This window comes from Vibrio sp. VPAP30 (assembly GCF_001188205.1).
Lineage (GTDB): Bacteria > Pseudomonadota > Gammaproteobacteria > Enterobacterales > Vibrionaceae > Vibrio > Vibrio bivalvicida.
In genome coordinates, this window is record NZ_LBLS01000010.1 from 37,002 (window position 1) to 50,885 (window position 13,884).

Genomic DNA, 13,884 nt, shown 5'->3' on the forward strand with positions numbered 1-13,884 from the left:
GGTAATTTCTATCTTAAAGGTGGGGAGTAGAGGTAATGAATATTCGTGACTTTGAGTATTTGGTCGCGCTTGCTGAGCACAAACATTTCCGTAAAGCAGCGGAAGCTTGTTTTGTCAGTCAGCCAACATTAAGTGGTCAAATTCGTAAGTTGGAAGATGAACTAGGCACGGCACTTTTAGAGCGCAGTAGTCGCCGAGTACTGTTCACTGATGCGGGCTTGCAACTGGTTGATCAAGCTAAGCGCATTTTGTCTGAGGTGAAAACCTTCAAAGATATGGCGAGTGGTCAAGCGGGTGAAATGGTCGGCCCAATGCATATCGGTTTTATTCCGACCGTCGGCCCTTATCTACTGCCTAAAATTATCCCAATGCTTAAAGAGTCGTTCCCTGATCTAGAACTGTTTCTCCATGAAGCGCAAACGCATCAGCTAGTGCGCCAGCTAGAAGATGGAAAGCTAGACTGTTTGGTGTTAGCGTCAGTTGCGGAAACGGCACCATTCAAAGAGATTGAAGTCTATAACGAGCCATTAAGTATTGCGGTGCCTTGTGACCACGAGTGGGCTAAGTTGGATCAAGTCGATATGCTTGAGCTTAATGGGAAAACCGTGTTGGCACTTGGTGATGGACACTGTTTACGTGATCAAGCGTTAGGATTCTGTTTTGCCGCAGGTGCACAAGATGATGAGCGATTCAAAGCTACTAGCCTAGAAACGCTACGTAATATGGTGGCCGCAGGCGCGGGTATTACTTTGTTGCCAGAGCTGTCGTTGCCGAAAGAGAAAGAGAAAGATGGGGTATGTTATGTACCCGCAACCAATCCGGAGCCATCGCGTAGCATTGTGTTGGCTTATCGCCCAGGGTCTCCTCTTCGCTCGCGCTTTGAGCAGTTGGCACAAGCGATAAAAAATCAGCTTGAAGACAACCGCTAAAGTAGAGTGTCGAGACAATAAAAAAGAGGTTGATGTGAAAACACCAACCTCTTTTATTTTCAGTATACTAATGGTTAGAACAGCTCTTCACCGCCATCAGAAGTGTAGATACTGTCAGTAATTTCATTTGTCACATACTCGGTAGGCTCAGTCCCTTCTAAGAAGTACTCGAACATAGAGCTAGAGTCGAACTTATTAGTTAATAGACCCGAGTCTCTGTCAATTCGTACTCGTACTATGCTTTGCGGGATCTCTTTGCTTTGCTGTGGGACACCAGTAAGTGCAGTGCGCATAAAATTAACCCACGCAGGTTGAGCCGTTTTAGCTCCAGCTTCAGCCCCCGTAATTTGGTCTTTGCCTAGGTTGCTGTTCGATTTGGTTCGGCCTAGCTTTCGGTTATGGTCATCAAAGCCAACCCAAGAAATAGCTACCATGCCAGGACCATATCCATTGTACCAAGCATCTTTAGAGTCATTGGTAGTACCGGTTTTGCCACCAATATCACGACGTTTTAATTTCTGAGCACGCCAACCCGTACCGTTCCAGCCAGTACCGTCACGCCAGTTGCCGCCACCCCAAACGTTGCTATACATCATCTCGCGCATTAAGAATGCTGTTTGCTCTGAGATAACCTGAGGTGCATATTGTTGAGGCTCGTTGGTGTCTTCAGTGACAACATCTTGCTCTGCAAATTCATTCTCGTTAGTGACAGGTAGGGTACAGTCTTGATGACAAACCACTTTTGGTGATGATTCGAACTCAAGGTTACCAAATGGTCCTTCAATCCGGTCAATGTAGAAAGGCTCGACATAGTAACCACCATTGGCAAATACTGAGTAACCTTGTGCCATTTTCATCGGGGTTAAGCTCCCCGCACCTAGTGCAATGGTTTCGGATCGAGGCACTTGGTCGATATCGAAACCAAAGCGAGTCAAATATTGGCGTGTTTCATCTAGACCAACTTCACGTAGTACACGCACTGCCATCACGTTCTTCGATTGTGCTAGACCAATACGCAGACGAGTAGGACCAATGTAAGTTGGTGGTGAGTTTTTAGGACGCCATGCTGTACCTTGGCTTTTATCCCATTGGTTAATAGGTGCATCGTTTATCAGAGTGGCTAGCGTTAACCCTTTGTCTATGGCAGCGGAATAAATAAATGGCTTGATGCTTGAGCCTACCTGGCGAACTGACTGAGTGGCACGATTAAACTTGTTATGCACAAAGTTAAAACCACCAACTAATGAGAGTACCGCACCATTTTCAGGGTTCATTGCCACAAACGCTGTATTGGCATTGGGTACTTGGCTTAGATGCCATGCAAAACTTGGCTCTTGACCTTCAACAAAGTTCTCAACCTGACGTACCCAAATTTGTTCACCTTCGGCTAAAATCTCTTTGGCATTCGTTGGTGCTGGTCCTTGACGGTCATCTGTGAGGAACTTACGTGCCCACTTCATACCATCCCATTCAATGCTATTAACACCTTGGTTCTTAACCCAAACGGTCACTTGTTTGCTATCTACCTGGGTGACAACTGCTGGAACAAGTTGACCATAGGTAGGTACGTTATCCAGTGTTTTATCGATCTTCTGTTCATCAAATGCGCCTTTACCTGGTTGCCAAAGTACTTTTTCAGCACCGCGATAGCCGTGACGCTCATCGTAAGTGAGTAGGTTGTCGATAGCAGATTTATTCGCTGCTGCTTGCAGCTTGGAGTCTACAGTTGTGTAGACATTCATACCCGAGGTATAGGCTTCTTCTTGACCATAGCGAGCCACCATCCAAGCGCGAGCTAGCTCAGCCACATATGGTGCACTGAGTTCGATTTCAGCACCATGATAACGAGAAAGGATCTCTTCCTCGCGCGCCTGGTCATACTCAGCTTGAGTGATGTATTTTTCATCCAACATACGTAGTAGCACCACATTACGACGATGTGTAGCGCGCTCGATAGAGTAAATAGGGTTCATGGTCGAAGGCGCTTTTGGCATCCCTGCTAGGGTGGCGATTTCGCTTAGAGTTAGATCTTGAAGCTCTTTACCAAAATAGGTTTGCGCTGCAGCACCAAAGCCATACGAACGATAGCCTAAGAAGATCTTATTGACGTACAGCTCCATGATCTCTTCTTTACTAAGTAGTTGCTCTATATGGATCGCAATGAAGATCTCTTTGATTTTTCGCATGATCTTCTTCTCGTTAGAGAGGAAGAAATTACGCGCTAGCTGCTGAGTAATCGTACTCGCGCCTTGTTTGGCTGAACCTGAGAGTGCAACTACCACTGCGGCACGGGTAATACCAATGGGATCGATTCCTGGATGATCGTAAAAGCGACTATCTTCCGTTGCGATAAGGGCTTCGATCAGGTGCTGGGGGATATCGTCATAGGCGACAGGGATACGACGTTTTTCACCGAACTGAGAGATCAGTTTGCCATCTTGGCTAAACACCTGCATCGGCGTTTGTAGTTTAACATCTTTCAGTGTCGCTACGTCTGGTAGCTCTGGTTTCACATATAAGTAGAAGCCGAATATCGTACCGACCCCAAGAATTATGCAAATCAATGTGAATATAAGTAGGCGCTTTATGAACTTCACCGGAGATTCCCTGATTGATTGGGTTCACCATATGCAAACCCTTGTACTTTAAGCTAAAAATTTAGCTCAATTTGTCTATGTGCTTATTTAACCATCAATTTAAGCGTATGAGCTAAGCAAAAAAGTACGGAGCTAAGCTGCATGGGTAAATCATTAGTTACAGGCATTGAAATTGGACACCACAGTATTAAAGCGGTGGTTCTTAAGCCAAACAAGGGCGCATTTGCTCTTGTCGACTATCAAGAATTGCCAATCGAAGTCGGCATTTTCCCTGATAACCATATGTCAAATTATCAGAAAATTGTAAAGAAACTCAAAGAACTAAGGAAGTGTTTGCCGCGATTTAGTAGCAAAGTTGCATTGGCGATACCAGATAACGCAGTAATAAGTAAGATATTACAGATAGATAGCGTACATGGCAGTCATGAAATTGAATATGCTATTACCCAAGCATTTTCTAATCAATCGCCTTTTCCGATTGAAGAGTTGAACCTAGATTACGTCCAATTATCTCATAGTGGAGACCATTCAAAAGCCAGTTATCAAGTCTATGCGACTAAGAAAGAGGTGGTCGAGCAACAGGCCATGTTGTTCAAAAGCGCATCTTTTCAGCCTATTATCGTCGACACTCGCACTCACGCACTGATTCATATTTGGCAAATTGCTGCACGAGCGAACAACAAATCAGACTGGTTGTTGGTTAACGTCGACTTTGAGTGCAGTTCATTGTGTATTGATTTTCCTGATAAAGCGCCTTACTGCAAAGAAGTGGTGTTAGACAACAATATAGGGAAACATCAAGCTGAAAGATCTATCGCGGTGGGGCAACAAAGCAAACGTTTTGTCACAGAGTTACTTGACAAAATTCAACGTAGTTTACAGCTTATCGCTTCAGTGCATGGTGTCGTGATCAGTGGAGTCTGGCTTTCTGGTCCTGGGGCAAACACTGTAATTTTGGCAGATGAAGTTACTCGGCGTTTACACATTGAGTGCGAGTACCTCAACCCACTTAGTTTGTTGACATTGCCTCAGCGTGGTCAATCTTTCTCAATACTTGCCAACGGATATCGGTTTACTTCGGCAACGGGGATTGCTCTGCGTGGTTTGACTTGGTTGGAGCAGGACCATGCTGCATAGCATTAATATGCTTCCTTGGCGTGAAGAGCTGCGAGCATCGCGTCAAAGGCGCTTTATATTGCTGATGATACTTGGGGGCAGTATTGCTTTGCTTATCCAGTGGAGCATTGGCATGTATCTAGAGCAGCAACGAGCGCAGCAAGATAAGCGCAATAATTATCTCATTCGCCATGAGTCACAGCTTGATGAGCAACTCAACCAGTTGAAAGTCGTCGAAGGTGAGCACCAAGCGTTGCTGGCTCGACTGGTGGTGATTGAACAGCTACAAAACCAGCGCAATAAAACGACCGACTTTATGAATCTATTACCCCAGCTTATTCCTCGTGGAGTGTATGTAGACAAATTAAAGATGGATGGTCGACAAATCGAGTTAGCGGGCATTAGCGACTCTACTTCTCATTTGGCTACCATGCTGGACAACCTCGAAAAGTCCCCGGTTCTGACTAATGTAGAGATGCACTCTATTGTTCACGGTACAGCGCGATTCGCCAGTAAGTATCAGTCTTACAGGGTCTCTTTTTCGCTGTTTGGAGGGGAGGATGAATAAGTTCGAATTTGACATTGAAGAGATTGGTGAGTGGCCTTTTGCTTATCAGCTTGTGGTCGTTGTTCTACTTATTATGATTCTACAGGGCATTGGTTACTGGTTCTATATTCACCCTAAGCAGGAACAGCTTGAGGCGTTAAAACGGCAAGAGAGGCAACATAAGGCGTCAGTTGCGCTTAAGACCAACAAGATCATGCTACTACCGCGATTAAAGGCGCAATTAGACGAGCTTGCACTGCGTTACAACTTTCTTTCTCGCCAGTTACCGGCGCAAAAAGAACTCGCCTCTATGTTGGCGTCAGTCAATCAAGTGGGTTTGAAAAACTCACTCACTTTCACCCGTATTGATTGGGGGCAAAAACACAGTCAGGAATTTCTCTATAAGTTACCTCTCAATATCGAGTTAACAGGTCACTACCACAACATTGGTGACTTTGCTCAAGCAATTGCTACCTTGCCTCGAATTATCAATTTTGACGATGTGTATTGGCACCGCGTGAGTTTAGAAAGTAGTACGCTTCATTTTCGAGTTCGTGGCTATACCTACCAATTGAGACCCGAGGTCAAAGATGAAAGCTAAATCCCTTTTGTGCTGGATTGTTATCGCCTCAGGCTGCAAAGCGAACCAAGAGCCACTTGATGTGTATCTGAAGCAACTAAAACGTGATGTTCAGATAGAACTCAGAGAGCTTGAGCCGATGATTGATGTCCAAATCTCGCGTTATACCGCTCATAACATCAGGCAGCCGTTTGAACTACCTCAAGCGGCTTTATCTGTCACTCAGCAAGCGAGAGAAAAAGAGTGTTGGCAACCCCAATTCCGAGGTAGAGCAAGCCAGCTAGAGTCGTTTTCGTTGAGTCAATTACGTCTCAAAGGTGTGATGAGCCGTTCAGGTAAGGTGTCAGCGCTTGTTGAAGCTCCAACGGGCCACTTAGTGCAACTTAACCCAGGTCAATACTTAGGGCCGAACCACGGTAAGGTAACCAAAGTGGCGGTTGATTATATGGTAGTTCAAGAAGCCCTTCCCGACGGTTTAGGCTGCTGGCATCTGCGTGATACCAAGTTAGCGCTTAAGTAAAATAATGGATTGAGAACAAAATGAATAAAGGAATGAACGCATTTGTCACGGTCTGGTTGCAATGCGTTGTTTTGCTATTAACCTATCTACCTTGCACGACCTACGCGCAAGAGATGAACATCAATCGATTAGAGCAGTTGGATTTCAATCTTAATCAACATCGCAATGCTCAAATTGTGCTTACACTCTTTGACTCGCGCGCTATTGTCGATATCCAGAAAGTGGCTAAGGGACTGAGAATAGATCTACTAAAGACCCAAGTGACAGATGATTTAATCAAGGTATTTGATGTCACTGAGTTTGGCACTGATGTTAGTGATATTGAAGTGTTTCACCACCCAGATAAGGTGGTGCTTATGGTGACCATTGGTGGCGAGTTCAGCTACCAAGATCTTCTAGAAGACAATAAGTTATTCGTGACAGTGATCCCGATTTTGGAACAGACCGCTAATGAAGAAAGCAGCATTGTCGAACAAAAAACCAAAAAGCTCTCACTCAATTTTCAAGACATTCCGGTTCGCAACGTTTTGCAATTGATTGCCGACTACAATGACTTCAACCTCGTCGTCTCTGACTCTGTGACTGGTAACCTGACGTTACGCTTAAAGGAAGTGTCATGGCAGAAAGTGCTTGATATTATTTTGCAGGCCAAAGGGTTAGATAAACGAGTTGAAGGTAATGTGGTGCTAGTGGCCCCAAAACCTGAGTTTGATGCTCATGAGCAACAAATTTTAGAGCGTGTCCGTTTGACTGAGCAGCTAGGAGAGCTGACATCGGATATCATCAAAGTTAACTTTGCTAAAGCTGCAGATATAGCAGATTTAATTGATGGTGGTGAGGAGTTAAGTATGCTGTCTTCTCGAGGCTCGTTAAGTATCGATGAACGAACCAATGCTTTGTTAATTAGAGACTTAGAGGAAAATTTAGTTACTATTCGTTCTATTGTCGACGCGCTAGATGTCCCCGTTAAACAGGTGCAAATTGAAGCGCGAATTGTCACTGTTAATGAAGGAAACCTAGATGAGCTTGGTGTCCGTTGGGGCTTTAGCAACACTAATGGCAGCACTTCTATTGGCGGCAGTATAGAAGCCAACTTGTTTGAAACAGTGCCGATTGATGACATGCTCAATGTCAATCTCGCCGCGACCTCTGCCAATGCATCAACGATAGCCTTTCAAGTCGCGAAACTTGGCTCAGATATGTTACTCGATCTTGAGCTTTCGGCATTGCAGAGGGAGTCGAAAGCTGAGGTTATCTCAAGCCCGCGCTTGATCACCACCAATAAGAAACCGGCTTATATTGAGCAAGGTAGTGAGATCCCTTATTTAGAATCCTCATCAAGTGGTGCAACAAGCGTTTCTTTTAAAAAGGCAGTACTGAGTTTAAAAGTGACACCGCAAATTACGCCTGACAACCGACTTATTCTCGATTTGAATGTCACTCAAGATAGGCCTGGTGATGTGGTGAAAACTGGTACCGGGGAAGCGGTAGCGATCAATACTCAACGCATCGGTACTCAAGTGCTGGTGAACAATGGGGAGACCGTGGTCCTCGGCGGCATTTTTCAACATAGCGTGACCGATGCAGTGGAGAAAGTTCCACTGTTAGGTGATATACCTTTATTTGGGACGCTGTTTCGCCGTACATACCAGCAAATGGGCAAGAGTGAACTGTTAATTTTTGTCACTCCAAAGGTCGTTATTGAGTAAGAATTCGGTTAAGGACGAAAATAAATTTGCATTAATGCCACCTTATCTAGATAATTTCGGGTCTTATCACGAATTATCTGTGAGGAATAGGTGCCACAAGCATCTCCATCGCTAGTATCACACTGGCTTTTCTTGTGGCGATGTCATTGAATTAACGTTGTAAATTACTGCTAAACATGGCTGAGAAACGCAATATTTTCCTTGTTGGCCCTATGGGTGCCGGCAAAAGCACTATCGGTAGACATCTAGCTCAACAACTTCATATGGAGTTTGTTGATTCTGATACCGTTATTGAAGAACGTACTGGCGCAGATATCGCTTGGGTATTTGACGTAGAAGGTGAAGAAGGCTTCCGCGATCGCGAGGAAAAAGTGATTAACGACCTCACTGAAGAGCAAGGTATTGTACTTGCAACAGGTGGCGGTTCAATCAAGAGCAAAGAAAACCGCAATCGCCTTTCTGCACGCGGTATTGTTGTTTACTTAGAAACAACGATTGAAAAGCAGCTTGCGCGCACTAACCGCGACAAGAAGCGACCATTATTACGAACTGATAATCCACGTGAAGTGCTAGAATCGCTTGCAGGCGAGCGCAACCCACTTTACGAAGAAATTGCGGATTACACAGTACGTACAGACGATCAAAGTGCAAAAGTGGTAGCCAACCAGATCGTAAAAATGCTAGAAGAACGTTAAGACTTTTTTTTAGCAACTGGAGAATACCCATGGAACGGATTACGGTCAGCTTAGATGAGCGTAGCTATCCAATCTCAATTGGTGCCGGATTATTTAATGATCCGGCCCACCTCTCTTTCTTATCGGCAAAACAAAAAGTGGTGGTGATTTCGAATGTCACTGTTGCACCACTGTACGCCGATAAAATCCTCTCACTTCTTGAACAGCTCGGTTGCGAAGCGTCCGTTCTTGAACTGCCAGATGGTGAACAGTACAAATCGTTAGAGACTTTCAACACTATTATGAGTTACCTGCTTGAAGGAAGCTATGCCCGTGATGTGGTCGTAGTCGCTCTTGGGGGGGGGGTGATTGGTGATTTGGTAGGTTTTGCTGCCGCGTGTTACCAGCGAGGTGTCGATTTTGTTCAAATCCCGACAACCTTATTGTCGCAAGTAGATTCATCTGTGGGTGGGAAAACTGCAGTCAACCACAAGTTAGGCAAAAACATGATTGGGGCCTTTTACCAGCCCAAAGCTGTAGTCATCGATACCGACTGCTTAAAAACACTGCCGCAAAGAGAGTTTGCTGCTGGCATTTCTGAAGTGATCAAATACGGTATTATCTACGACCAAGATTTTTTTGTATGGTTAGAAGAGAACCTCGATAAACTCTATCAGCTCGATGAGCAAGCCCTTACTTATGCGATTGCTCGTTGTTGTGAAATAAAAGCAGAAGTCGTTGCACAGGACGAAAAAGAGTCGGGAATTCGCGCATTGCTGAACCTAGGTCATACATTTGGTCATGCGATTGAAGCTGAGTTAGGTTATGGTAATTGGCTACATGGTGAAGCTGTGTCTGCTGGTACGGTAATGGCTGCAAAAGCGGCTCAACTTCAAGGTCTTATCAATGAGCAGCAAGTTGAACGAATTATTTCTATACTGAAAAGAGCCCAACTGCCAGTACAGACGCCAGAGACGATGTCGTATGCCGACTTTATCAAGCATATGATGCGCGATAAGAAAGTACTCGCTGGTGAGCTTCGTCTGGTGCTTCCTACCAGTATCGGCACAGCCGATGTAGTAAAAGGTGTCCCTGAGTCGGTCATTGAACAAGCAATCGACTTTGCGCGCACAGTATAATTCTTGTTGTTAGTGGTACCAATCTAACCTAGGCCATTGGCCGTTGAGTTAGTTTGGTATTACGCGTACTTTCATTAGGATAACGCAATGAGCTTGGCGCATGACCCACGTGTGTTGGAGTTAGACTCACAAACAGAACTGCTAGAACGTTTGCAGTTGCTGACTAATTTTGGCTCGAATCTAGTGACACTTGGTGGTGCTCCAGGTGCGGGGAAAACTTGGCTGGCACAATATTATCTTGAGGCGTGGGCACAAGACAAAAACCAGTCTTTACTGATGTGTTATCCCAATCAAGATGAATCTCAGCGTCGTTCTACAATTCTCACTCAGTTGATTTCTGAACCGCTTTTTAATCCGGCAGACTCTTTGGTCGAATCTTTTTCGCGCATCATGCAAGGTGAAACCTGTGATGTGGTGATTGCGATCGATGATGCCCATTTGCTGACCGAATCCTTTGTTTCTGAACTGTGGATGCTGGTTCTCGAAGCACAAGTCAACCCAGGTTGGACGGTGAATGTGTTGTTGTTCGCTCAATCGAACAGCCTAGATGCATTACTGACTCGTTTGGGTTATGGTCAAGAACACAAGCCGATTGATCTTGAAATTGAACCACTTAGCCAAGAAGAGGCGGATCGATTCTTTGAACAATTAGTGATTCGGTTTGTCGAAGATGACATGGAGAAACGCGTTCGTAACGCGTATCGAACAGTTGCTCGCCGTCCGGGCGAAATCATGGCTCTAGGGGATCATAAAGTGGAAAAAAGGATTATTATCCGCTCAATTGTGGGCTCACCCATCAATATTGCGTTGTTGGTTGTCACGCTACTGGTATTCATTGGTGGTGGTTACTGGTGGATGATGTCGCAGCCATCTCCCGATGACAAAGCGCAGCAGATAGCAGAATCTATCGAGCAGACGGTAATTCCAACTTTGCCGGAGGTCACCTCCGGTGCTGAAAGTACAGTGATAGAGCCCGAACACGTGGTTGACCCTACCATGGCTAGCGCTGAAGATGACTCACTCGCTTTACCACCCGATGTGACGGAGCAAGTATTGAGTGTCGGTAACACAGATGACGATCATCAACGTGTGGTGATAGAATCTGATGTGGTGGATGCCTTAATGGAAGGCAAAGCTGAGCAAGTGGATACCAGTAAAATTGAACAAGTTGTTGAGCAATCTAAAGTCGATCAGGTTGTAAAACCTCAGGAACAAGCTGCTCCACAACCAGAAGTACCGAAAGAGGCGGCACCAAGTTCAACGGTGATCAAATTCTCTTTTACCAAAGATGAACTAAAAAGCTTTTCACCACGTAGTTACACTCTGCAATTGGCGGCGGTAAATTCACTTGAAGAAGTACAGAAGTTTATCGATCGTCATCAACTCGCCAATCAAGTCTTTATTTATCCTACTCAGCGCAATGGAGTCGATTGGTACATAGTGACATACCAGAATTATCCAACCATTCAGGTTGCGCGTGATGCCGTTCAAGGTTTATCTACTGAGCTGCAAAACTTAGAACCGTGGGCTAAGTCACTAAGCCAAGTGCAACGAGAGATTGAGCGCACTAACTAAGACAATTAGAAACAAGGTGCAATCGCAAAAATGCCTGAGATTAATCGCAAAATATGTTACATTCCGCAGCCCTAATTTGTGGTTGATAGATAGAGCAGTAGATGAAGAAGCAGCGAGCCTTCCTGAAATGGGCGGGTGGAAAATACGGACTTGTCGAAGATATCCAGCGTCACTTGCCAGAAGCTCGTAAGCTGGTAGAACCGTTCGTAGGTGCCGGGTCTGTATTTCTTAACACTGACTATGATCAGTATTTGCTCGCAGACATCAACCCAGATCTAATCAACCTGTACAACCTTCTTAAAGAAAACCCGCAAGAGTATATTACTGAGGCGAAGCGTTGGTTCTGCCCTGAAAACAATCGCAAAGAGGCTTACCTCGATGTTCGCAGCCAGTTCAATGCCACAGATGATGTGATGTATCGCTCTTTGGCGTTCCTGTACATGAACCGTTTTGGTTTTAATGGTTTATGCCGTTACAACAAAAAAGGCGGCTTTAACGTACCGTTTGGCTCTTACAAAAAGCCTTACTTCCCGGAAGCTGAATTAGAGTTTTTTGCTGAAAAAGCGAAGAAAGCGACGTTTGTCTGTGAAGGCTACCACGAGACATTTAAGCGCGCGCGCAAAGGCAGTGTTGTCTACTGTGATCCGCCGTATGCACCGCTCTCTACGACAGCCAATTTCACCTCGTATGCAGGTAATGGTTTCACTCTTGATGACCAAGCTGCATTGGCTGACGTGGCTGAGAGAGCAGCGGTTGAACGCGGTATTCCCGTGCTGATTTCGAACCACGATACCACTTTGACTCGTCGCCTTTATCATGGCGCAGAGCTGAATGTCGTCAAGGTGAAACGCACGATTAGCCGCAATGGTGCAGGGCGTAACAAAGTTGATGAACTTCTTGCGCTATTCAGACCTGTTGAGAGCAAATAATCACATTTCATCACACTTCTCTATCATCTCACCTCTAGCTTAGGTAGAATTGCGCGCAAAGTTTCTTCAGTGTGCAATGATGCCCAATCAATACTAGAGGTCAGGTATGAAAGATTTCCTTATCGCTCCATCAATTCTGTCTGCGGATATGGCTCGCTTAGGCGAAGACGTAGAAAAAGTACTCGCAGCAGGGGCAGATGTGGTTCATTTTGACGTAATGGATAACCACTACGTGCCAAACCTGACTTTCGGTGCACCAATCTGTCAGGCGCTACGTGATTACGGCATCACAGCACCTATCGATGTACATTTAATGGTTAAGCCAGTTGATCGTATCATTCCTGACTTTGCTAAAGCGGGTGCGTCGATGATCACTTTCCATATCGAAGCATCTGAGCACGTTGACCGTACGCTGCAATTGATTAAAGAGCATGGCTGCAAAGCGGGTGTAGTTCTTAATCCAGCCACGCCGCTATCTCACCTAGAGTACATCATCGACAAAGTGGACTTGATTCTGCTTATGTCAGTAAACCCTGGCTTTGGTGGTCAGTCGTTTATTCCAAAGACTCTCGATAAGTTACGTGCGGTACGTAAAATGATTAATGAGTCAGGACGTGATATTCGCTTAGAGATCGACGGCGGTGTTAAGGTTGAGAATATTAAAGAGATCGCAGAAGCAGGTGCAGATATGTTCGTCGCAGGTTCGGCTATCTTTAACCAGCCTGATTACAAACAAGTGATCGACCAAATGCGCGCTGAACTAGTAAAGGTTAACTGATTCGATGAGCAGTATTAAACTTATCGCTTTTGATTTAGATGGTACGCTGCTTGATAGTGTGCCTGATTTGGCTGTTGCGGCGGACCAAGCAGTACAGGCATTGGGATACCCAGCGGTAACAGAAGAGCAGGTTCGTGATTACGTTGGTAATGGTGCAGACGTGCTTATTAGTCGCTCGTTAAGTCGTAGTCTAACGGTATCTCCTGATCTTGACCCACAGCTACAAGCTAAAGCAAGAGTGCTATTTGACGATTACTATGAGCAAAGTGGTCACAAGCTAAGCCACCTGTACCCAACAGTAAAAGAGACTTTGGCAGAGGTGCATCAAGCTGGTTTTATCATGGCATTAGTGACCAACAAGCCATCTAAGTTTGTGCCAGATGTTCTTACTAAGCACGGCATTGCTCAATACTTTGTAGATGTGATTGGTGGTGATACTTTCCCAGAGAAAAAACCAAACCCAATGGCATTGAATTGGTTGCTTGAAAAGCATGGCTGTCAGCCACAACAAATGTTAATGGTTGGCGACTCAAGTAACGACATCAAAGCTGCGAAAAATGCAGGTTGTCACTCGTTTGGTCTTACTTACGGTTACAACCACGGAGAACCGATTTCTGCCTCTGAGCCAGATTATGTCGCAGATACTCTCGCAGATTTAGCTGAACTCTTAACGGTTTCAGCCTAACAGCGATAAAAGAGCTTTCAAAATACTCGCCAATGAGTACACTGAGTAAACCGTGTGGGTTGAAACCACACGGTTTTTTCATTATTTAGCATAAGAAGTCAAAGGA

General features: G+C 45.1%; 13 protein-coding genes. 12 read left to right on the forward strand and 1 reads right to left on the reverse strand.

Features of this window, described 5'->3' with window-relative positions; genetic code table 11:
- The first annotated feature begins 35 nt into the window (after positions 1 to 35).
- Entirely contained in the window at positions 36 to 929 is an 894-nt protein-coding gene (gene oxyR / locus ZX61_RS01690; protein WP_049842994.1) for a DNA-binding transcriptional regulator OxyR, read from the forward strand.
- Between the two features lie 74 nt (positions 930 to 1,003).
- Here the strand turns inward: oxyR and ZX61_RS01695 are convergent, their stop codons facing one another.
- A complete protein-coding gene (locus ZX61_RS01695) occupies positions 1,004 to 3,526 on the reverse strand; it encodes a penicillin-binding protein 1A (RefSeq protein WP_049842995.1) in 2,523 nt (840 codons plus the stop codon).
- 141 nt (positions 3,527 to 3,667) lie between these two features.
- On the opposite strand from ZX61_RS01695, the gene pilM reads away from it, so the two are divergent.
- The 11 genes from pilM (at position 3,668) to ZX61_RS01750 (ending at position 13,778) form a co-directional block, all read left to right on the forward strand.
- Positions 3,668 to 4,663, forward strand: coding sequence for a type IV pilus assembly protein PilM (pilM, locus tag ZX61_RS01700; RefSeq protein WP_049842996.1), 996 nt, complete (start codon positions 3,668 to 3,670; stop codon positions 4,661 to 4,663).
- Positions 4,653 to 5,210 (forward strand): PilN domain-containing protein, encoded by a 558-nt coding sequence (locus ZX61_RS01705; protein WP_049842997.1) that lies wholly within the window; start codon positions 4,653 to 4,655, stop codon positions 5,208 to 5,210. The genes pilM and ZX61_RS01705 overlap by 11 nt, the downstream gene beginning before the upstream one ends.
- Positions 5,203 to 5,790, forward strand: a complete 588-nt coding sequence (locus tag ZX61_RS01710) for a type 4a pilus biogenesis protein PilO (RefSeq protein WP_049842998.1) — start codon at positions 5,203 to 5,205, stop codon at positions 5,788 to 5,790. Before ZX61_RS01705 ends, ZX61_RS01710 begins: the two co-directional genes overlap by 8 nt.
- Positions 5,780 to 6,289: a pilus assembly protein PilP gene (locus ZX61_RS01715; protein ID WP_049842999.1), complete on the forward strand. Its 510-nt coding sequence runs from the start codon at positions 5,780 to 5,782 to the stop codon at positions 6,287 to 6,289. The genes ZX61_RS01710 and ZX61_RS01715 overlap by 11 nt, the downstream gene beginning before the upstream one ends.
- Positions 6,290 to 6,309: 20 nt before the next feature.
- On the forward strand, positions 6,310 to 7,998 hold the full coding sequence (locus ZX61_RS01720; RefSeq protein WP_049843000.1) for a type IV pilus secretin PilQ: 1,689 nt from the start codon (positions 6,310 to 6,312) through the stop codon (positions 7,996 to 7,998).
- 176 nt (positions 7,999 to 8,174) lie between these two features.
- Entirely contained in the window at positions 8,175 to 8,693 is a 519-nt protein-coding gene (gene aroK, locus ZX61_RS01725) for a shikimate kinase AroK (protein WP_049843001.1), read from the forward strand.
- Between the two features lie 29 nt (positions 8,694 to 8,722).
- Positions 8,723 to 9,811 carry a 3-dehydroquinate synthase gene (gene aroB, locus ZX61_RS01730; RefSeq protein ID WP_049843002.1) on the forward strand — a complete coding sequence of 363 codons (1,089 nt, stop codon included), beginning with the start codon at positions 8,723 to 8,725 and terminating at the stop codon, positions 9,809 to 9,811.
- 87 nt (positions 9,812 to 9,898) lie between these two features.
- Positions 9,899 to 11,386 carry an SPOR domain-containing protein gene (locus ZX61_RS01735; RefSeq protein ID WP_049843003.1) on the forward strand — a complete coding sequence of 496 codons (1,488 nt, stop codon included), beginning with the start codon at positions 9,899 to 9,901 and terminating at the stop codon, positions 11,384 to 11,386.
- A gap of 101 nt (positions 11,387 to 11,487) precedes the next feature.
- On the forward strand, positions 11,488 to 12,315 hold the full coding sequence (locus tag ZX61_RS01740; RefSeq protein WP_049843004.1) for a Dam family site-specific DNA-(adenine-N6)-methyltransferase: 828 nt from the start codon (positions 11,488 to 11,490) through the stop codon (positions 12,313 to 12,315).
- Between the two features lie 106 nt (positions 12,316 to 12,421).
- Entirely contained in the window at positions 12,422 to 13,093 is a 672-nt protein-coding gene (rpe, locus tag ZX61_RS01745) for a ribulose-phosphate 3-epimerase (protein WP_049843005.1), read from the forward strand.
- A gap of 4 nt (positions 13,094 to 13,097) precedes the next feature.
- A complete protein-coding gene (locus ZX61_RS01750; RefSeq protein WP_049843006.1) occupies positions 13,098 to 13,778 on the forward strand; it encodes a phosphoglycolate phosphatase in 681 nt (226 codons plus the stop codon).
- Positions 13,779 to 13,884: the final 106 nt, after the last annotated feature.